The sequence below is a fragment of the Kosakonia sp. MUSA4 genome (genome assembly GCF_013085925.1).
Taxonomy (GTDB): domain Bacteria; phylum Pseudomonadota; class Gammaproteobacteria; order Enterobacterales; family Enterobacteriaceae; genus Kosakonia; species Kosakonia sacchari_B.
In genome coordinates, this window is the sequence record NZ_CP025697.1 from 3,514,345 (window position 1) to 3,535,055 (window position 20,711).

General features: G+C 53.5%; 20 protein-coding genes. 6 read left to right on the forward strand and 14 right to left on the reverse strand.

Annotated elements, in window-relative coordinates:
• Positions 1 to 41 precede the first annotated feature (41 nt).
• The 3 genes from surE to dusC all read right to left on the reverse strand — a co-directional run bounded on the left by surE (position 42) and on the right by dusC (position 3,499).
• Positions 42 to 914 (reverse strand): 5'/3'-nucleotidase SurE, encoded by an 873-nt coding sequence (surE, locus tag C0557_RS16600; protein ID WP_208659607.1) that lies wholly within the window; start codon positions 912 to 914, stop codon positions 42 to 44.
• A 14-nt stretch (positions 915 to 928) separates the two neighbouring features.
• The gene (locus C0557_RS16605) at positions 929 to 2,230 is read right to left on the reverse strand and encodes an OprD family outer membrane porin (protein WP_208659609.1); all 1,302 of its coding nucleotides are present in this window, start codon (positions 2,228 to 2,230) and stop codon (positions 929 to 931) included.
• A gap of 321 nt (positions 2,231 to 2,551) precedes the next feature.
• Positions 2,552 to 3,499, reverse strand: coding sequence for a tRNA dihydrouridine(16) synthase DusC (gene dusC / locus C0557_RS16610; protein WP_208659611.1), 948 nt, complete (start codon positions 3,497 to 3,499; stop codon positions 2,552 to 2,554).
• Between the two features lie 230 nt (positions 3,500 to 3,729).
• Here dusC and C0557_RS16615 point away from each other — a divergent pair, with 230 nt between their 5' ends.
• The 4 genes from C0557_RS16615 to sanA all read left to right on the forward strand — a co-directional run bounded on the left by C0557_RS16615 (position 3,730) and on the right by sanA (position 6,680).
• Positions 3,730 to 4,128, forward strand: a complete 399-nt coding sequence (locus C0557_RS16615; RefSeq protein ID WP_043952974.1) for a CidA/LrgA family protein — start codon at positions 3,730 to 3,732, stop codon at positions 4,126 to 4,128.
• The gene (locus C0557_RS16620) at positions 4,125 to 4,820 is read left to right on the forward strand and encodes a CidB/LrgB family autolysis modulator (RefSeq protein WP_208659613.1); all 696 of its coding nucleotides are present in this window, start codon (positions 4,125 to 4,127) and stop codon (positions 4,818 to 4,820) included. The genes C0557_RS16615 and C0557_RS16620 overlap by 4 nt, the downstream gene beginning before the upstream one ends.
• A gap of 130 nt (positions 4,821 to 4,950) precedes the next feature.
• Positions 4,951 to 5,835, forward strand: coding sequence for a cytidine deaminase (cdd, locus tag C0557_RS16625; RefSeq protein ID WP_208659615.1), 885 nt, complete (start codon positions 4,951 to 4,953; stop codon positions 5,833 to 5,835).
• 125 nt (positions 5,836 to 5,960) lie between these two features.
• A complete protein-coding gene (sanA, locus tag C0557_RS16630; RefSeq protein WP_043952971.1) occupies positions 5,961 to 6,680 on the forward strand; it encodes an outer membrane permeability protein SanA in 720 nt (239 codons plus the stop codon).
• A gap of 6 nt (positions 6,681 to 6,686) precedes the next feature.
• Here sanA and C0557_RS16635 read toward each other — a convergent pair whose 3' ends face one another.
• The 9 genes from C0557_RS16635 to C0557_RS16675 all read right to left on the reverse strand — a co-directional run bounded on the left by C0557_RS16635 (position 6,687) and on the right by C0557_RS16675 (position 15,933).
• The gene (locus tag C0557_RS16635) at positions 6,687 to 7,112 is read right to left on the reverse strand and encodes a hypothetical protein (RefSeq protein ID WP_208659617.1); all 426 of its coding nucleotides are present in this window, start codon (positions 7,110 to 7,112) and stop codon (positions 6,687 to 6,689) included.
• Between the two features lie 199 nt (positions 7,113 to 7,311).
• Positions 7,312 to 7,539, reverse strand: coding sequence for a hypothetical protein (locus tag C0557_RS16640; protein ID WP_074778365.1), 228 nt, complete (start codon positions 7,537 to 7,539; stop codon positions 7,312 to 7,314).
• 188 nt (positions 7,540 to 7,727) lie between these two features.
• On the reverse strand, positions 7,728 to 8,738 hold the full coding sequence (mglC, locus tag C0557_RS16645; protein ID WP_074778367.1) for a galactose/methyl galactoside ABC transporter permease MglC: 1,011 nt from the start codon (positions 8,736 to 8,738) through the stop codon (positions 7,728 to 7,730).
• A 15-nt stretch (positions 8,739 to 8,753) separates the two neighbouring features.
• Positions 8,754 to 10,274, reverse strand: a complete 1,521-nt coding sequence (gene mglA / locus C0557_RS16650) for a galactose/methyl galactoside ABC transporter ATP-binding protein MglA (RefSeq protein WP_074778369.1) — start codon at positions 10,272 to 10,274, stop codon at positions 8,754 to 8,756.
• 84 nt (positions 10,275 to 10,358) lie between these two features.
• A complete protein-coding gene (mglB, locus tag C0557_RS16655) occupies positions 10,359 to 11,357 on the reverse strand; it encodes a galactose/glucose ABC transporter substrate-binding protein MglB (protein WP_074778371.1) in 999 nt (332 codons plus the stop codon).
• A gap of 295 nt (positions 11,358 to 11,652) precedes the next feature.
• Positions 11,653 to 12,678, reverse strand: coding sequence for an HTH-type transcriptional regulator GalS (gene galS, locus C0557_RS16660; RefSeq protein WP_074778373.1), 1,026 nt, complete (start codon positions 12,676 to 12,678; stop codon positions 11,653 to 11,655).
• A gap of 155 nt (positions 12,679 to 12,833) precedes the next feature.
• A complete protein-coding gene (gene yeiB / locus C0557_RS16665) occupies positions 12,834 to 13,994 on the reverse strand; it encodes a DUF418 domain-containing protein YeiB (protein WP_208659619.1) in 1,161 nt (386 codons plus the stop codon).
• Between the two features lie 17 nt (positions 13,995 to 14,011).
• Entirely contained in the window at positions 14,012 to 14,680 is a 669-nt protein-coding gene (folE, locus tag C0557_RS16670) for a GTP cyclohydrolase I FolE (RefSeq protein ID WP_007371170.1), read from the reverse strand.
• Between the two features lie 125 nt (positions 14,681 to 14,805).
• Entirely contained in the window at positions 14,806 to 15,933 is a 1,128-nt protein-coding gene (locus tag C0557_RS16675) for a YbfB/YjiJ family MFS transporter (protein WP_208659622.1), read from the reverse strand.
• Positions 15,934 to 16,079: 146 nt separating this feature from the next.
• Here C0557_RS16675 and fghA point away from each other — a divergent pair, with 146 nt between their 5' ends.
• Entirely contained in the window at positions 16,080 to 16,916 is an 837-nt protein-coding gene (gene fghA / locus C0557_RS16680; RefSeq protein WP_208659624.1) for an S-formylglutathione hydrolase, read from the forward strand.
• Between the two features lie 85 nt (positions 16,917 to 17,001).
• Here the strand turns inward: fghA and C0557_RS16685 are convergent, their stop codons facing one another.
• Together C0557_RS16685 and yieE are read right to left on the reverse strand one after the other, a co-directional pair.
• Positions 17,002 to 18,471 (reverse strand): amino acid permease, encoded by a 1,470-nt coding sequence (locus C0557_RS16685; protein ID WP_007371167.1) that lies wholly within the window; start codon positions 18,469 to 18,471, stop codon positions 17,002 to 17,004.
• Positions 18,472 to 18,635: 164 nt separating this feature from the next.
• The gene (gene yieE / locus C0557_RS16690) at positions 18,636 to 19,502 is read right to left on the reverse strand and encodes a DNA-binding transcriptional regulator YeiE (protein WP_074778381.1); all 867 of its coding nucleotides are present in this window, start codon (positions 19,500 to 19,502) and stop codon (positions 18,636 to 18,638) included.
• Positions 19,503 to 19,603: 101 nt separating this feature from the next.
• Here yieE and C0557_RS16695 point away from each other — a divergent pair, with 101 nt between their 5' ends.
• Complete coding sequence (locus tag C0557_RS16695; protein ID WP_208659626.1) at positions 19,604 to 20,653, forward strand: YeiH family putative sulfate export transporter; 1,050 nt, start codon at positions 19,604 to 19,606, stop codon at positions 20,651 to 20,653.
• Positions 20,654 to 20,711 lie beyond the last annotated feature (58 nt).

Genomic DNA, 20,711 nt, shown 5'->3' on the forward strand with positions numbered 1-20,711 from the left:
ACGCCGGGAGATTAAAATTGTGATCTTGCTCGCGCGATGCGTTAACGGAAAATCGCCTGATACGCTGATTCGTACTGCGGCGCGTTCCATTCAGCATCAAAAACCGTCAGCGTGATGTAGCCGCGATTTAACCAGCCGGTATCCGTATCCGCTTCGCTCGGCGTCAGCACTTTCTCACTCATCACCTGCTTTGCCCGCCCGTCCTCAAGTAATACATAGCGGTGTTGCGGCAGAGGAAAACGCTCATTGCCAATGTACTTTTCACCTTTCACGGCACTTTTCGCCAGCGGCGGGTAGTTAATGCTCACCCCGGTGCCAGCGGGCAACAGCGGCTTGCCAGGCTGCCATTCAGCGCGGAGTTTATCGACCCGCAACACCACATCATCAACGGCGTCCGGCCAGTATTTATGCGTACTCGGCCAGCCCGCTTTCATCTCTTCGGCAGTCAGTAAATAGCCAATGCTGGCGGCAATGGCCGGGTAGCCATAGCGTACTGCGCGCGCCGCTGCGCCGACGGTGCCGGAATTGAGCTGCGCAACGCCGGTATTCGGCCCGTCGTTGACGCCGGAAATCACCAGATCCGGCGGGTTATCCTTCAGCACGCCGAGCAGGCCAAAATCCACGGCATCCGCCGGTGTTCCAGGGAAACAGTAACGCTTCTCCTCCACCTTTTTAACATCGAAGATTTTGTTCGGTTTAAAGGTGATCGCCGAACCGATACCGCTCTGATTCGTCGCTGGCGCCACCATCCAGACGTCATACCCTTTCGCCGCCAACTTCTGCTGTAGCGAAAGCGTACCCACAGAATCACAACCATCATCATTGACCAGCAAAATACGCATGGCGCGTTCCGCCGCCTGGACGCCGGGCGCTGCCAGCGCCGTTACCAACAACGCCATCACTGTTTTTTTCATGGCTAAACTCCTTTTTAGTTAAGCAGACCAAATTTGTATTCCACGGAAACCGCACCGCCGATGCCTTTCGCGCGATGAAAAGTGCGTTTATCTTCGGTGAGCCACGGTTTTCCATTGTTCAGTTTCCAGCCGTAGCTGGGACCTATTCCGGCAAACAGCGAAAAGCCTTCGAGACGTTTCGGCGTCCAGGCGAAATATCCGCCGTACTCCCATTCCGTTAATGCGGTATTTTGATAATTGATGTTGTAACCGTAATTACCGTACAGGCCGACGGTAAATTCCGGCGAGAAGGCATATTTACCGTAGAGATAAAGCATTTGTTCGCCATCGTTGACATAATCATTTCCTTCACCGTCCGCCGGACTATTAAATGCGCCCCGGGTATTTTTCCCCAGATGCCAGTAAAAACTTCCCAGACCATTATTCAGAGGCGCGTTGGTTTTTGACCAACCGATACCCGATTCCATATTGTGATATTGATAACCCACCAGCGTAAAAAGATGCTGAGCGCTATGGCTAAAACCTCGAGCGCCTTCCCAATTATTAAGCCCGCGATTGTAATACCAGACGCCGCGTAATAAGAGATTTTGCCGTTCGGAAACCGGTATTGAAAATTGAGCTTCCAGGCCATGGCGTAAAAGGTAATTATCACTTTCGCCCGTCATCCAGTTTATTCGCGTATTTTTCGACGGGCTCCAGATGATTTCTCCTGTCGCAATATGATCGATCGGCTTATTGCTGGCGAGGGTGTAAAAACGGCGCTTTTCCGGCTCATCGCGTTCCGAAAAACGCGTCACCCAGGCGCCACGCGCCGAAATCGCGCCCCAGCCGCTTTCTATACTGATGCCCTGCCAGCTGCTCGGCGCCGCGCGGCTGCGCGTCACGTTCAGCGCGCCAAATTTATAAAGCTGCCGCCAGCCCGCGTACAGCCGGGCGTATGCTGCTTCATCGCCCCACTTAAGCTTTGCGTAGAGCTGCCCGATTTTATTGAAACCTTCCGCGTGGCCGCGATTGTCGCGCAGCAGGTCGCGCCCGGCGAATGAGGCATTGGCTGAGAGTTTCGCCACGCTGTACCAGGAGGCGTCAATGCCCAACAGATCGCGATACCAGCCGCTTTGATAATCCAGATGCGCCGCCTGCGCCCAGGCGCTCTGATCGCCCACGCCGAGCAACGCCATCTGATCGCCGGTGTTAAACATCCAGACGTTTTTTAGCGTGAGACCGAGTTGGCTATCGGCAATAAAAGGAGTCGCGTCAACGGGCGCGGCGCAGGCGGAAATAAAAACCAGAGGGAGTGATAATTTAAAAAGTGCCATAATATGCATTCCATTATTATATTACTGGCCACTGAATAGCTATCGAACCGGTGTCGATATCGGTGACAAATGAATAGATTAATTAAAAAGAGTAATTTAGTCGTTCCATTAATACGCCAGATAAAAACAAAAAAACCTAAATCCGGAATTCGCCATAACGAACCCTGTAAATTTAGGTTTTGCCTGTATAACAGTAACAATCCTGACGTTGTGCGAACAGAAATAGCACTCTGGTTTTAAATAATCCAGCGGCTATTTTATCAATAAATAAAAAACGTGATTCAGCTAACGCAGGAATCGAGTGCAGACGTAATTATTACATTATTCTGGATTCAGCTTAACACGCGAAATTGCCGCGGCTATCTCTTCCGATTTTTTATAGGTACGAATTTCAGCAAATAAATTACTGGCTTCGTTATATTCTTTACGCAAATAACCCAGCCACTGTTTAATACGCGCCACGTGATACAAACCAGTATCGCCCTGCTTTTCCAGCCGCGAATATTTCGCCAGCAGCGCCACCACATCAGGCCACGGCATGCGCGGTTCATTGTATTTCACCACCCGGCTCAGGTTTGGCACATTCAGCGCGCCGCGACCGATCATCACCGCAGCACAGCCGGTGGCTGCCATACACGCCTGGGCGCTTTGCCAGTCCCAGATCTCGCCGTTGGCAATCACCGGGATCGACAACCGCTGCCGGATCTCGCCAATGGCCTGCCAGTTGATGCACTCCGCTTTATAACCGTCTTCTTTGGTGCGCCCATGTACCGCCAGTTCCGTCGCGCCCGCCTGCTGTACCGCATCGGCAATCTCAAACTGTCGGGCGGAGCTGTCCCAGCCGAGACGCACTTTAACAGTAACGGGTAAATGCGACGGCACCGCCTCGCGCATCGCTTTCGCGCCGCGATAAATCAGCTCAGGATCTTTCAGTAACGTAGCGCCGCCGCCGCTGCCGTTGACCAGTTTGGATGGGCAGCCGCAATTCAGATCAACGCCCCACGAACCGAGCTCCACCGCCCGCGCGGCATTTTCCGCCAGCCATTGCGGATATTGCCCCAGCAGTTGAACACGTACCAGCGTGCCGGAAGGGGTGCGGCTTTGCCGCTGCAATTCCGGGCAGATTTTATGAAATGATTTTACCGGCAGCAGTTGATCGACCACGCGCAAAAACTCGGTAATGCACAGATCGTAATCGTTAACCTCGGTCAGCAGCTCGCGCACCAGCGAATCGAGCACACCTTCCATCGGCGCCAGTAATACACGCATAGACCACCCCGGGAAAAAATGAGGCGACATAGTAGCGCCTCCCTTGCAGTGAGGAAAGTGCCTTTATTACGCGGGAAAACTACACTGAGCGAGGTTCACGCAACAAATCTTGTAAGAATGCCTGACGTTCACAAATGGAATGTTTGGTATGCTCACAATTCATGATGTGATCAGTAGCACGTTTTAAGCTTTAATTGTATGATGAATGCGTTTCAGCAAGGGCTTTCACCATGAGTAAATCATTGAATATTATCTGGCAATATCTTCGTGCTTTCGTGCTTATCTATGCCTGTCTTTATGCAGGTATCTGGCTCTCTTCGCTGCTGCCAATCACCATTCCTGGCAGCATTATTGGCATGCTGATTATGTTTGTGCTGCTGGCGCTGCAAATCCTTCCGGCGAAGTGGGTCAATCCTGGCTGCTTCCTGCTAATCCGCTATATGGCGCTGCTGTTCGTCCCGATTGGCGTGGGGGTGATGCAGTATTACGACCTGCTGCGGGCGCAGTTCGGGCCGATTATTGTTTCCTGTGCTGTCAGCACGCTGATTGTCTTTTTGGTGGTGAGCTGGAGTACCCATCTGGTACACGGCGAACGCAAAGTAGCAGGACAAAAAGGTAGCAAAGAATGATGACGTATATCTGGTGGTCGTTGCCCCTGACGCTGGTGGTCTTTTTTGCCGCGCGTAAGCTGGCCGCACGTTTCAAAATGCCGTTGCTGAATCCATTATTGGTGGCAATGGTAGTGATTATCCCCATTCTCTTAATCACCGGCACTCCCTACGATCACTATTTTCAGGGCAGCAAAGTTCTCAACGATCTGCTGCAACCGGCAGTAGTCGCGCTGGCCTTTCCGCTCTATGAACAGCTACACCAGATCCGCGCACGCTGGAAATCGATCATCACCATCTGTTTTGTTGGCAGCGTTGTCGCGATGACCAGCGGCGCTGTTATCGCGTTACTCATGGGCGCAACGCCAGAAATCGCTGCATCGGTGTTGCCAAAATCGGTCACCACGCCTATCGCGATGGCCGTAGGCGGCAGCATTGGCGGTATTCCGGCCATCAGCGCCGTTTGCGTGATTTTTGTCGGCGTGCTGGGCGCGGTATTCGGCCATACCCTGCTGAATGCGATGCATATACATACCAAATCCGCCCGTGGGCTGGCGATGGGAACCGCGTCCCATGCGCTGGGCACCGCGCGCTGTGCAGAGCTGGATTACCAGGAAGGGGCATTCGGTTCGCTGGCGCTGGTGATTTGCGGGATCATTACCTCCCTGCTCGCGCCATTTTTGTTCCCAATCATCCTGGCTGTCGTCGGTTAAAATTTGCGATACTTCGCGCATTTATTGTTAGTGGTTACATAAGTTGCAATGGCAGTGTGATTTGAATCACACATAAGGGTGATTCTGCCCCGTAAACTACGATTCCAATACACTGCTATGAGGCACTGCTATGCATCCACGTTTTCACACTGCTTTTTCCGGGCTTACGGAGAACCTGCAAACCGCACTGGCACCGCTGCTGGCGGATGCGCACTTCCCCGCGATGTTGAGCGCAGAGCAGGTGGCAACATTGCAACGTGCCAGCGGTCTGGATGAAGACGCGCTGGCGTTTGCGCTGCTGCCGCTAGCCGCAGCTTGCGCCCGAACCGATCTTTCTCATTTCAATGTCGGCGCCATCGCGCGCGGTATTAGCGGTACGTGGTATTTCGGTGCGAATATGGAGTTTGCCGGCAGCACCCTGCAACAATCCGTGCACGCTGAGCAGAGCGCCATCAGCCATGCCTGGCTGCGCGGTGAAAAATCCCTCTCCGCCGTGACAGTGAACTACACGCCGTGTGGCCACTGTCGTCAGTTTATGAATGAACTCAACAGCGGGCTGGATCTGCATATTCATCTGCCGGGTCGCGCGCCGCATACGCTGGGACATTACCTGCCGGATGCGTTTGGTCCGAAAGATCTGGAGATCAAAACGCTGCTGATGGATAACGCCGATCACGGTTTCCTGCCGGAAGGCGATGAACTGGCGCAAGCGGCAATTAACGCCGCGAACCAGAGCCACGCGCCGTATACCCACTCCCCCGCCGGCGTGGCCATTTTGTGTCGTGGTGGGCAGATTTTCAGCGGTCGTTATGCCGAAAATGCCGCCTTCAACCCGTCACTGCCGCCGCTGCAGAGCGCGCTGAACCTGCTGAGCCTTAACGGTTATGATTATGCCGATATCGAACGGGCGGTGCTGGCAGAACGAGCCGACGCGCCGCTCACCCAGTGGGATGCCACCGCCGCCACGCTGCGCACCCTCGGCTGTCATCAGCCAGAACGCCTGCAACTCGCCTGATCGTCTCGCACTGCGGGCAAAACCCGCAGTGATGAAAAAGCCCGCAGTTGAGCGTCTGTTTCTTGCGCTTGCCAGACGGGTAAAGTAGCCTGAGTTAAATTTCACTCCTGTACTGAGTCTGCTGCATGCTAAAGCGTTTTTTCTACAGCCTGTTAGTCCTGATCGGCTTACTGCTGTTAACTGCGCTTGGCCTCGATCGCTGGATGAGCTGGAAAACCGCCCCCTATATTTATGACGATTTGCAGGATCTTCCCTGGCGTCAGGTTGGCGTGGTGCTCGGAACGGCAAAATATTACCGCACCGGCGTCATCAATCAGTATTACCGCTACCGGATTCAGGGCGCGCTGAACGCCTACAACAGCGGCAAGGTCAACTACCTGCTGCTGAGTGGCGATAACGCGCTGCAAAGCTACAACGAACCGGTCACCATGCGTAAAGATTTGATTGCCGCAGGTGTCGATCCGGCAGATATCGTGCTGGACTATGCCGGTTTCCGCACGCTGGATTCCATTGTCCGCACGCGTAAAGTCTTCGACACCAACGATTTCATCATTATTACGCAGCGCTTCCACTGCGAGCGCGCACTGTTTATCGCGCAGCATATGGGGATTCAGGCGCAGTGTTATGCCGTGCCTTCACCCAAAGATATGTGGAGCGTGCGGGTGCGCGAGTTTGGCGCCCGGCTGGGCACCATCGCCGATCTCTATCTCTTTAAACGCGAGCCGCGCTTCCTCGGCCCGCTGGTGCCGATTCCATCAATGCAGGAAGTTCCTGACGATGCGCAGGGCTATCCGGCAGTCACCGTCGGGCAGTTGATGGAATTGCAGAAGAAAGCGAAAAACTGAGCGCGTTTAATTCATTGATGTGTTGCGGGTCGTATTTTTTACCGGGCGAATCAGTGTAAAACGACGCGCGAGAAAATCGCGGTGGTCAATCGTGGTCCGCGCTGTGCGATCCAGCGTCCATAATCCGTTCAACGCATTGAACGGTAAAGTCACCTCTCCGTCCGGCGTATTCACCAGATATTCCCCGGTCTTCAGATAGCCCACACTGCATACGATGCGCGCCGGTGGACTATTTTTTAAACGGAATTCTATTTTGCGGAAACCCGTTGGCACAATACAAAAATAGAAGAACGGTAATCCGGTAATTTTAATATCACCAAGAGTGGCGATAATATCGCCATCGCGCAATAACTCCACGCCTTTTAAATAGAAACTGGCCTGGTGATTTTTTTCGTACGGTAAACTATCAACTTTAAAATACACAAAATTCATAAGCGCCCCTGAGCTGCGTATACAACTTTCACAGATTCATTCCTTTAAGCGTAAATAGCCATGCAGATGAAGGCATTCAGAATTGACTTAATTATTATCTGGAGGGGAAAAAGCGGTTGTGTAATTTGGGAAATAATGAGCTGCCATCCCGATGATATGTTTGATAATACCCGCAGATGGCAGTTGAATAACATAGCTGTCAGGCCACTTTGTCCTCGCACTGATGTAAACAACGTTCCAGGTCGTAAATCAGGCTTCTGACCTGGTCGGGGGATAAATCAAAGAACTGCGAATCGAACACCGATGCGCCCGGCCCGGCTGGCGATGTACTGTAGCCAAACTTCATCACCACGCCGTGCGCGTTATCTACTGCCCCAACCTGCCAGCCAGTGACGGGGAATGCGGGAAATACACCTGCGCTGTTCATCTCAATCTCCTTATAAACGCTGTGCCTTAATTTAGCGTAGCATTGAAATGAAAAATTTAACAAGTCAGTTGTCATGAAGTTTTCTTGTGGTCATCAGGCGCTATTTTCAGTAAGAAAAATCTATAACACGGTGAAAAAAAGCAAAAAAAAGCCCGCTACGGGAAGCGGGCTTGATAAGCATATCTGAATTATTTCTTACGTGCGTATTTTAATGAGTCCAGCGCCACGGCGAAAATGATGATTCCGCCCTTGATAATATACTGCCAGTACGGGTTGATACCGATATAGGTCAGGCCGTAGTTGATAACGGTGAAGATAATAACACCCGTTACCACACCGATAACCGTACCCACGCCGCCGCTAAAGGAGACGCCGCCCACCACGCACGCGGCGATAGCATCCAGCTCATACATGAAACCAAGGTTGTTGGTCGCGGAACCGATACGACCCGCTTCCAGCATCCCGCCGAACGCGTAGAACACACCGGAAAGGGCATAAATCATCAGCAGGTTCAGCGCAACGTTAACACCAGAGACTTTCGCCGCTTCCGGGTTACCGCCGATGGCGAAAATATTTTTGCCGAAGCGGGTTTTATTCCACAGAACCCAGACGAAGGCGACGGCAATCAACGCATAGAAGGTGATGTATGACAGACGGAAGCTGCCCAGCGCGATAAAGCCCTGCGTGAAGGTCGAGAAGCCGCTGTCGAAGCCGGAAATGGGTGACGCGCCAACGAAGTCGTAGTACAGGGAGTTGATACCGTAAACGATGATCATCGTACCGAGCGTGGTGATAAATGGCGTCACGTTGAGGTACGCAATCACGATACCGTTCACCAGACCAATCACCGCGCCGATGGCGCAAACAATCAGAATTACCACCGGAATCGGCATGGTCGCCATATCCGGGAAGACTTTGTTAACGTTTTCCATCGACTGCAACAAGGTTGCCGCCACTACCGCGGCAAGCCCGACCTGGCGCCCTGCTGAAAGGTCAGTACCCTGAGTAACGATTAAGCCCGCCACACCCAGCGCAATAATAATACGCACTGAAGATTGGGTCAGAATATTACTTAAGTTCAACAGACTTAAGAAAGTGGGATCCTGAAAAATGATAATGGCCAGTAACACTAAAAGAACAACGTAAATACCGCCGTCTTTCAGATAAGTGAGAAAAGTTTTCTTATTTAACGCACTCATGAGGAGCCCCTGATCTTAAAGGTGCAAAGACGCAAGACGGAGAATTTCGTTTTGCGTTGTCGTTTTAGTATCAACAATCCCGGAGACGAGGCCATTGCTCATTACCAGAATACGGTCAGTGATGCCTAACAACTCAGGCATTTCAGAGGAAATAATAATAATCCCCTTATTTTTCTTGGCCAGTTCGGCAATCAGTTGGTAGATTTCAAATTTCGCACCAACATCAATACCGCGGGTCGGCTCATCGAGCATTAAAATTTCCGGCTGAGTTAATAACCAGCGACCAATAATAACCTTCTGCTGGTTACCACCGGATAACGAACCAATTTGTGTGCGGTGTCCTGGCGTTTTCACACGCATTGAATCGATAACCCACTGGGTATCACTCTTCATGCGGCTATTATCCAGTAAGCCAACTTTGTTTTTATAGTTTTGAATGTTAGAAATCAACGAGTTAAAACCGATATCAAGGTAAGCATAAATACCGGTAGAACGGCGCTCTTCGGTCACCAGCGCGAAGCCATTATTAATCGCTTCATTGGCATTGTGATTATTAATCGGTTTGCCATGCAGCTTAATGGTCCCGGCAGATTTCTCGCGAATGCCGAATAAGGTTTCAACAATGTCGGTGCGTTTCGCCCCTACCAGCCCGGCAATGCCGAGAATTTCCCCTTTGCGCAGATCAAAGCTGATATCGCGAATAGAGGGCTGGCGCAACGAGGTCAGATTACGCACTTCAAGAATGGTTTCCCCTGGTGTGTTCTGTTTATCCGGGAAGCGCTGGTTCAGCGAACGTCCGACCATCATGGCGATGATCTTATCCATATCCAGCCCTTCCAGCGGCTGTGTGGCAATCCACTGGCCATCGCGCAGGACGGTTACTTCATCACACAACTGAAATATCTCTTCCATTTTATGGGAGATATAAACAATACCGCAGCCGCGTTCTTTCAGCTTGCGGATAATTTTAAACAGATGATTGACTTCTTTTTCAGTCAGAGACGAAGTTGGCTCATCCATAATAACGATTTTGGCGTTATAGGAGAACGCTTTCGCAATTTCAATCATCTGCATTTGTGAAACAGACAATGTTCCCACACGCGCCCGTGGATCAATATCAATATCCAGCTCATCAAAAATGGCTTTGGTATCGCGGTACATTTTTTCCTGATCGACAAACATACCTTTAGTCGGGTAGCGACCCAGCCACATGTTGTCCATCACGGAACGTTGCAGCACCAGGTTAAGTTCCTGGTGAACCATCGAAATACCATTTTCCAGCGCTTCTTTTGCGGAATGGAAATCGATCTCTTGTCCCTGAAAAAGAATGCTGCCGGAATCTTTTTGATAGATCCCAAAAAGGCATTTTAATAATGTTGATTTACCTGCACCGTTTTCTCCCATTAATGCATGAATGGAATGTGGACGGACTTTTAAATTGACATTATCGAGTGCCTTTACGCCTGGAAAAGACTTGTTGATATTGCTCATTTCCAACAAGAATTCACCTGACGACTGAGTATTATTGCTGACCATAATTATACCTTGTTGGCCTGGCATATCGTATTATTAAAGGGCGTATTGATTAATACGCCCAGTGAGAACATGCTTACTTAAATATTATTTACCGGCAATTTCAGCCAGGTTGTCTTTATCTACACCAACGTAAGGAATACGAACAATTTTATTTTCGATTTTCCAGTTGGTGCCATCAGCCGCGCCTTTACCTTCAGCGAGGTTTTTCGCCAGATCAAAGCTTGCTTTCGCCTGGTTGTTGGCATCGTTCAGCACCGTACCGGCCATCGCACCGGATTTCACCAGCGCCAGCGCTTCTGGCAGCGCATCGACGCCGAAGACCGGGATGGAAGACTTGTTGTGTGCTTTCAGTGCTTCAACTGCGCCCATTGCCATCGCATCGTTGTTAGCGATAACCACTTCAATTTTGTTTGCATTCGGGCCGGAGAGCCAGGCGTCCATTTTATCTTTCGCCTGAGCGGTATCCCACATTGCGGTATCCAGCGCCAGCTGCTGCGTTTTGATGCCTTTGTCGTTCAGCTCTTTGATAACGTACGTGGTACGCGCTTCAGCATCCGGATGGCCCGGTTCGCCTTTCAGCAGTACGAACTGGATCTGACCGTCTTTGTTCAGGTCCCACGCCGGGTTAGCGGCCCAGTGTTTAGCAATCAGGTCGCCCTGAATTACGCCGGATTCTTTAGAGTCAGTCCCTACATAGTAAGCTTTGTCGTAGCTATCCAGCGCTTTACGGGAAGGTTCTTTGTTGAAGAAAACAACCGGAACGTTCTGGCCGCGCGCTTTTTCAATTACCGTGCCCGCTGCCGCCGGGTCAACCAGGTTGATAGCCAGTGCCTTCACGCCTTTCGCCAGCAGAACGTCGATCTGATCATTCTGTTTCGACTGGTCGTTCTGGGAGTCGTTCATCAGCAACTGAACATCCGGCGCTGCTTTGGCATCTTTCTCAATTGCTTTGCGCACAACAGACATGAAGTTGTCGTCATACTTATAAATGGTCACACCAATGCGGGTATCGGCTGCGTGTGCGGCTGCGCCAAAAAGCATGCTTGCCATAACAGCAGAGAGGGTCAACACCTTCTTATTCATGGTATCTCCGGTTTTTTTATATGCAGGGTAGTTCTTATGAATAATGCTCGGCAGGCCGGAATGTTACTAAAACGTTACGGTCGACCGAAGTTCACTCTAAAAATTCCACTCGTCCGTGTTCGGTAACGCTCCAGAAGTTCGATTTCTTCGATGTTTCAAAGCGACTACTCGTAGTTAAAGTGAATAATCACCGTTACATCGTGTTTCAGCTTCTAAGACGCTGACATCATAGTCAGCGCGTTGTTAAGATACTGTGAATTTACTCACAGATTGAAAACGGTTACATCACCCGATGTTATAAGTTAGTGATCGGAGCCACAGTTTGCCTGGCGGCAACAGAGTGGCGACGCACCAGCGTGGGCATAAAGCAGTGTGACGCCTGTAAATCCAGCTTCCCTGCGGCTCCCAGCAGCGCCAGCTCAGTGGCAAGGCGCGCCATTGACGCCACCGGATAGCGCACGGTTGTCAGTTGCGGATCGGTGTAGCGGGCGATGGGAATATCATCGAAACCAATCAATGACAAATGCTGTGGCACCGCAATGCCGTTATCTTTCAGCGCCGTCAGCGCGCCTGCTGCCATGCTGTCGTTATAGGCGAAGACCGCGGTGAGTTGCAGATTGCGGCCAAGCAGCTCAACCATTGCCGCTTCCCCGCCCTGCATATCCGGCGAGCCGGTGCCAACCCAGCTATCCGGCGCCACAATCCCCTGCTCTTCCAGCGCGCGGAACCAGCCCTCGCGGCGCAGATCGTTGTCTTCAATATGGTGACTGGATGCCAGATAGCCGATGCGCTGATGGCCATTATTCAGCAACATGCGGGTTGCCATTACCGCCCCGCTGACGTTATCAAGGCAGACGCAGCGGTGCGCATACCCCGGTACTAACCGGTTGATCAGCACCATGCCCGGAACCTGCTCCATAAAGCCTGCAAGCTCCTCATCACTCAACGCTTTTGAGTGAACAATCAGGGCGTTACAGCGCTGACGAATAAGCACTTCGATAGAGTGGCGCTCTTTTTCAGCTTCATGGTAACTGTTGCCGATCAGCACATATTTATCGTGCTGCTGTGCGACGGTATCCACCGCTTTGACCAGCGCGCCGAAGAAGGCATCCGAGACATCCATCACCACCACGCCGATGGTATCGCTCACCTGCGTGGCCAGCGCCTGCGCGTTGGCATTTGGGCGATAACCAAGCTGGGCGACCGTTTTCATCACCGTCTCGCGCGTATCCTGGCTTACCAGCGCGCTATTATTCAGCACGCGGGAAACCGTCGCGACGGAGACGCCCGCATGACGGGCAACGTCACGAATGGTGATCATTTTCACCCACCTTTTCTGGATTGCGGCTGTTCACACTCACCCCCTGGGTTAAGTAAGGAGGCTATTCTGGCAGTCGGTGCAGGAATGCTACGTGAGTGACTTCACATGAATGGAAACGGTTACATCCATTTTGTTAATGATTGTGATCGGGATCGTTATCTGGATGTGCGTTCTAATGATGTCCCTGAAGCACGAGCGGTTAATTGCCGCCACAACCACTCCAGGGGCCCCTGGCGGAAATATTTAAGCCAGAATACGGAGAAGAGGATATTAACCGCCCACACCAGCGGCACAAATGCCAGCAGTTGCAGACGATTAAACTTCATAAACAGACCAAGATGATTAAACAGCGTGGTGCAGATTAAGGTTTGCAGTAGATAGTTACTCAGCGCCATTCTGCCAACGCAGGCAATCGCACTCACCAGTTTACTGCCGCAGATCTGCGGCCAGAAGCCCCACGCCAGCGCGGCATAGCCTATCGCCTGCAGCGGCCCGCCGAGTTCCCGCGGCGCCTGCAAAAAGAAAGCGCACCAGCGGTAAGACCAGCCAAGCTGCCACTGCGCAACAATGGACGGAATGTTGATCAACATACCAAGCCCAATCAGCAGCGCGCCAACGCGCCGGTAGTGACGAAGAGAGAACTGCCCCCTCAGCCAGCCGCTACGCATCAGCGCCGCACCCAGCAGCATCATGCCAGCCAGTTGCCAGCCATATTGCGCTCCCAGCGCCAGCAGCGTATTCGACAGCATATCCGCGCGGTTACTGAGCGCCTCCGTAAAGCCGCCGCTGGTTTTCCACCACATTTCATACTGCACATTGGCGGCGTCCGGCAGCCAGGAGCGGTTAGGCGTACTGCCCGAAATGGCCCCCAGCAACAGCAGTACGGCGATGCCAATCAGATACAGCACCACGCCGGTGTTGAACATCGTCTTCACGCTGTGCGCGTCGCGGATCATCCGCCAGGCAATCAGCCCTACCAGCCCATAAGCCAGCAGAATATCGCCATCCCAGAAAAAGAGGCCGTGTATAAACCCGAGAATAACCAGCAGCGTCAGGCGCGACTGGATCCAGCGTTTACCGCGCGGCAGCAGCATTTGCAGCCCTGCGCCGAACAGAATGGCGAACAGCGAGAGAAATTTCACCTGAGCGAACAGGTCGAGCAGCGCCCATGTCCAGGCATCGCGCTGCGTGATGTTGCCATACCAGGCGGGATTCAGGTAGGCCGCCTTCGGCAAACCGAAGGCGGTGATATTCAGCAACAGAATACCAAGAATGGCGATGCCACGAACGAAATCCAGCGTGACATTTCTCTCCATGTCTGGCTCCCGGCGAATCAGTTGCTGTGGCGTACGGCGCGCAGGAACTCCTGGCGGGTATTCTGACTGGACTTAAACAGCCCGCCGAGCGAGGTGGTGGTGGTGGCGCTGGTGGCGTCACGAATGCCGCGTGCTTTGACGCAATAATGCACGGCATCAATGGATACTGCGACATTGTTGGTACCCAGCAGCGTTTGCAGCGCCGTCAGGATCTGCTGCGTTAAACGCTCCTGCACCTGCGGGCGCTGGGCGAAAAACTGCACGATACGGTTGATTTTCGACAGACCAATGACCGACTCTTTCGGAATGTAGGCCACCGTCGCTTTGCCATCGATAGTCACAAAATGGTGCTCGCAGGTGCTGGTCAGCGTGATATCGCGCACCGTCACCATTTCATCCACCTTCATTTTGTTCTCAATGACGGTGATTTTCGGGAAATTGGCGTAATCGAGGCCGGAGAAGATTTCATCGACATACATTTTGGCAATGCGATGCGGCGTTTCCATCAGGCTGTCATCATTCAGATCGAGATTTAATAGCTGCATAATCTCGGTCATATGCCCGGAAATAAGGCGCTTACGGGTTTCGTTATCCATTTCGCGCACCGGGGGGCGCAGCGGTGTTTCCAGGCCGCGGGCGACCAGAGCCTCGTGAACGAGCGCCGCTTCTTTACTGAGTGATGACATATTATTTTTTCTCCTGCAGGTGTGGCATGCTTCGCCAGTTACGGCGAAGTGAGCGAACATTGTGCGTGAGGTCGCGCACATAATCCAGCCCTGGTCGTGATAATTATAGAAATCGTCATTGCCTTTCAGGCGCTGCGTTTCCATACCAGTAAGCCGCCGATCAGCAGCGCAATCGCCGCCACACCGAGCGCCGGTTCAAGTCGCTGCGTCAGCCAGGTGGAGAGCGCGGACGTCATCGGGCCAACCAGTTGCCCCACGGCATAGCCGGTGGTCAGCAGCCCGGCCATATAACGCGTGTGATCGGGTGCAAGCTCGCGCCCATACAACAACGAAAGCTGTACCGCGCAAAGAAACCCGCCGCCAACCAGCAAAGCACCGCATACCAGCCCGCTGATGCCAGGCAGCAACCAGGCGGCCAGCACGCCAGCCCCCTGCAACCACAGCACGATCGCCAGCCGTTGGTGGCTGTGTCCCACATGACGCAGCAGGATGCTGAGCGCAATCCCCACCACCGCTGCCGCACCGAACACCGGCCAGACAAACTGCGCGAACAGGCTGCCGGGAAAACGCAGCGCAGCCATTTGCGATAGAAACGTCGCGGGCAGAATATAACCGAATCCGGCCAGGCTGTAGCTCCACACCAGCCGCTTCAGATTTGCCGTCAGGTGCAGCGGCTGCGGTTGTGTTCCGGTGCGGTGCCACTCGCCAGGGCGCGGCAGATAGCGGGCGATCAAAGCCACCAGCAGCAATGCCAGCACGCCATACACCTGCCAGGCGGAAGCCGCACTTAAGCCTTTCGCCTGAATCGCCACCGCCAGCAGGCCGCTGATGGCAATTCCGGCACCGGGGCCGGCAAACACTGCCGCGCTCAGTCCCGGCTTACCCGCATGCGCCAGCCGCTCATTACTCCAGGCGGCGATCAACACCATCGCCCAACCGCTCATCGCGCCAATCACCAGCCGTAACGCGCCGTGAACCAGCGCGTTATCCGCCATCGCAGAGAGAAACGTCAGCGCAACCGCGCCGCTGATACCAAGCCACAGGCGCAGCTCGATATGCCGCTGCGCGCGCATCGCATCCCAGGCTCCAAACAGATAGCCAAGATAGTTAATGGCGGCAACCAGCCCGGCGCTGGTCAGCGTGAGCTGACCGTCGCGGATCATCAACGGCACCTGCGGAGTAAACGCAAAGCGGCCAATCCCCATCGCCACCACCAGCACAATAAAGCCGCAGAGCGCTACTCGCTGCGCCATGGCCCCTCCAAATGTTAATAATAAGTTGTATTTATGATGCAACAGGTTAAATGCAGGCGAAAGTGAAAGTTACTCAGCTAAGGGAATAATCTGTATGATACCAGGATGTTACTTATTTTTAACCGTGAACACCTGAGGAGCCCCGCATGGAAATGCTCGAAGAGCACCGCTGTTTCGAAGGCTGGCAACAGCGCTGGCGTCACGACTCCGCCGTACTCAACTGTTCAATGACCTTTAGCATCTTTTTACCGCCGCCGCGCAGTGTAACGCCGCCGCCGGTACTGTTCTGGCTCTCCGGCCTGACCTGTAATGATGAAAACTTCACCACCAAAGCGGGCGCACAGCGCGTAGCAGCAGAACTGGGAATTGTGCTGGTGATGCCGGATACCAGCCCGCGCGGCGACGCAGTGGCCGATGCCGAAGGCTACGATCTGGGCAAAGGCGCAGGCTTTTATCTCAATGCCACGCAACAACCGTGGGCGGCGCACTACCGGATGTATGATTATCTGCGTGACGAGTTACCGGCGCTGATTCAGGCGGAATTTAACGTCAGCCCACGTTGCGCCATTAGCGGCCATTCAATGGGCGGCCATGGCGCATTGATAATGGCGCTGAAAAACCCGGGGCGTTATACCAGCGTGTCGGCGTTTGCGCCGATTGTTAATCCGTCGCAGGTACCGTGGGGACAGAAAGCGTTCACGGCGTATCTGGGCGATGACGCCGCATTGTGGCGTGAGTGGGATAGCTGCGCGCTGATGCTGGAAAGCGCAGAGGCCGATGCGATCCCGACGCTTATCGATCAGGGCGATAACGATCAGTTCCTTGCCGACCAACTGCAACCGGCGCGGCTGGCGGAAGTGGCGCGGCAGAAAGGCTGGCCGCTGACGCTGCGTATCCAGTCCGGTTACGATCACAGCTACTTCTTTATCGCCTCCTTTATTGAAGATCATCTGCGCTTCCATGCGCAGCATTTGCTGAAATAACGGCAACCCCGGCGCTAAGCGCTGCCGGGCGAGAATGTTTGGCAGGCAAAAAAAAGCCCTCATAACGAGGGCTAAAAGAGTGAATTTATTTGCTAAGGCGTTCCGGGAACTCCATTTCGCTATAGCGGACGAAACGGGTGCCTTTGGTCCATTTGTAACCCAGCCAAATCACCAGGAACAGCGGGATACCAATATAAGTAGCCGCAACTGCGCCCCAGTCGATGGAGTCGGCGAGAAACGCCTGATAGTTCTGCCCAAGGGTGATGATCAAACAGAGCACGAAGGCAAAGATCGGCCCAAGCGGGAAGAAGCCGGAACGGTATGGCAGATCATTCAGCGAGTGCCCCTGCGCAACGTAACCGCGACGGAAGCGGTAATGGCTAATCGCGATACCGAGCCAGGCGATAAAGCCGGTCATCCCGGAGGTGTTCAGCAGCCACAGGTAAACGGTCTGATTGCCGAACATCGAGGTCAGGAAGCATAGCCCGGCGATCACGGTAGTGGCATACAGCGCGTTACGCGGCACGCCGCCCTTCGACAGTTTGGCGAAAATACGCGGCGCTTTGCCGTCGCAGGCCAGGGTATAAAGCATACGCGTGGAAGCGTACATACCGGAGTTACCCGCAGAAAGCACCGCCGTCAGGATCACCGCATTCATTACCGCCGCAGCAGAGAGCAGACCGGCATGTTCGAACACCAGCGTGAACGGGCTGACGCTGATGTCTTTTACATCATTACGCAGCAGGCTCGGATCGGTATACGGAATGATCAGGCTGATAATCAGGATGGCAAACACATAGAACAGCAGAATACGCCAGAACACCTGGCGAACCGCGCGCGGAATGTTTTTCTCAGGATTTTCAGATTCGCCCGCCGCAATACCAATCAATTCGGTGCCCTGGAAGGAGAAGCCGACAATCATCGCCACGCCAATCATCGCAGAAAAACCGCCGGCAAACGGCGCATCGCCAATCGTCCAGTTGCTCCAGCCCGCCGGTTTATCGCCCTGGAAGATACCAACGATCATCATCACGCCAACCACAATAAAGATAATGACCGTGGCGACTTTGATCAGCGAGAACCAGTACTCCGCTTCACCAAAGCCTTTTACTGAGATGTAGTTAAGCAGGAAGATCACCGCCAGGAACAGCGCACTCCAGATCCAGCCTGGCGTATCCGGGAACCACCACGTCATCACCAGTTGCGAGGCCACAAGGTCAACGGCAATGGTGACAGCCCAGTTGTACCAGTAGTTCCAGCCCAGCGCGAAGCCAAAGCCTTCTTCAACGTATTTTTGACCATAAGTGGAGAATGAACCCGAAACAGGCATATAAGCGGCGAGTTCGCCGAGGCTGGTCATCAGGAAATAGACCATCAGGCCAATCAGAATATAGGAGAACAGCGCCCCGCCCGGGCCCGCTGAAGAAATGGTCGCCCCTGATGCGACAAACAAACCTGTACCAATGGAACCGCCAATGGCGATCATCGTCAAATGACGCGCCTTAAGTTCACGCCGAAGCGTGGGCGCTTCTGTGGTTTTAATTTCGGAAACCATAAGAAAATGCTATCCATCCAAAAAATGAGGCGCGATTGTAGCAAACGAAACGCCCCCCTTCCGGTATAAAACACGTCATATTAGAGAGCTTCATGATAGGCGGCGGATTATAAGTAAAGCAGTGAATCGTTGATGTTGCGAGCCTGTCGGCAGGCTCGTTGTCATCAGAGAGAGCAATAGCTGATAAAGCGCTGTAATGCGCTGGAGAGGTGTTTCTGGCGATGGTGAATGCGCCACAGCGTGCGCACCAGGCGCGGCAGCGGAATGGGCACTTCCACCAGCGAACCGCTTTCCAGTTGTTCGGCAATCACACGGCGCGACAGGCAACTGATGCCCAGCCCGTGGCGCACCGCATGTTTGATGGCTTCCGAGTTGCCCAACTCCATACCGAGATGAAACTGCGGCAGGTGCGACAGCAGTAAATAATCCACAAGTTCCCGCGTACCCGAACCACGTTCGCGCAGGATCCATGGCGCGGCAGCCAGTTGCTCCAGCGTGACCGGCCCCTGCAATAACGGTGAGGAAGGCGGCGCGAAAACCACCAGTTCATCCTCCAGCCACGGTTCGGCAATAATCTCCGCGGTGTGGCACGGGCCTTCAATCAGGCCAATATCCACGCGGAAATCGGCTACCGCAGTGATCACATCCTGGCTATTGCCGACGCTCAGTTCCAGCGGCAAATCGGGGAAATCGCGACGGTAGCGGGCAATCACTTCCGGCAGAATGTAGTTACCGATGGTACTACTGGCAAAAACGCGGATGGCGCCGTTATCTTCGCGAAACAACTGCTCGATTTCCGTTGCCTGCTCCAGCGCTGCCAGCGCACGCGGATAGAGTAGCCGCCCGTGCTCGTTCACTACCAGCCGCTTACCGACGCGGTCAAACAGTTGCACGCCAAGCTGCCCTTCCAGATCGGTAAGCGCTGCGCTCACCGCCGACTGGGAGAGCGCCAGCATCTGTGAGGCCTGCGTGGTGGAGCCGCTTTTCAGCACTTCGGCGAAGACTTCCAACTGACGCAACGTTATATGCATAGAGGTCACTTACCACTTATAAAGATTGATTATAAATATATAATCAATTTTACCTTTAAGCCAGCGCGCCTTACCCTTTTATCCAGCAAAAGGAGAAGGTTATGACTGAAATCACACTACAGACTCATCGTCATCCGGCCTGGCGTTTTATCCCCGGTCTGTTACTCAGCGGTGTCATTACGGGGCTCGCCCTGTGGCTTGGTGCAATCCCGTCGGTGGCCGGTATGGGATTAAGCGCTCTGACGCTGGCGATCCTTATCGGCATGGTTATCGGCAACACGCTCTACCCTGCCCTGCATACGCAATGCGACAGCGGCGTACTGTTTGCCAAACAGCATCTGCTGCGGCTTGGCATTATTCTGTACGGTTTTCGCCTGACCTTTTCGCAAATTGCCGATGTCGGCGTAAGCGGGATTGCCATTGATACGCTGACGCTCTCCAGTACCTTTTTGCTGGCCTGCTTCCTCGGGCAAAAAGTCTTTGGGCTGGATAAAAAAACCAGTTGGTTGATTGGCGCTGGCAGCAGTATTTGCGGAGCGGCCGCCGTGCTGGCAACGGAACCGGTAGTCAAAGCAGAGGCCAGTAAAGTTACTGTCGCCGTCGCGACCGTGGTGATCTTCGGCACGCTGGCCATCTTTATTTACCCTGCACTTTATCCGCTGCTGGGTCAGTGGTTCAGCCCGGAAACCTATGGCATCTGGATTGGCTCTACCGTGCATGAAGTGGCACAAGTGGTTGCCGCCGGGCATGCCATCAGCCCCGATGCTGAAAACGCGGCGGTGATCGCCAAAATGCTGCGCGTCATGATGCTGGCTCCCTTCTTATTATTGCTGGCGGCACGCATCAAACAACTCAGCCCGCAGGCAGGCGCAGAAAAAAGTAAGCTGACGATCCCGTGGTTTGCGCTTGGTTTTATCGCCGTAGCGGTGTTTAACTCATTCCATCTGCTGCCCTCTTCCGCAGTGAATGCGCTGAACACGCTGGATACACTGCTGCTGGCGATGGCAATGGCGGCGCTGGGGCTGACCACGCACATCAGCGCGCTGAAGAATGCCGGTGCGAAACCGCTGGTGATGGGATTACTGCTGTTTGTCTGGCTGATTGTCGGCGGCGGTGCCATTAATCTGGCCGTTCATCACCTGATGGCATAAACCACTACATGCCAGCCCTGGAGACCCGCTATTATTGACGCTTTCCCCTGGCGGGTTT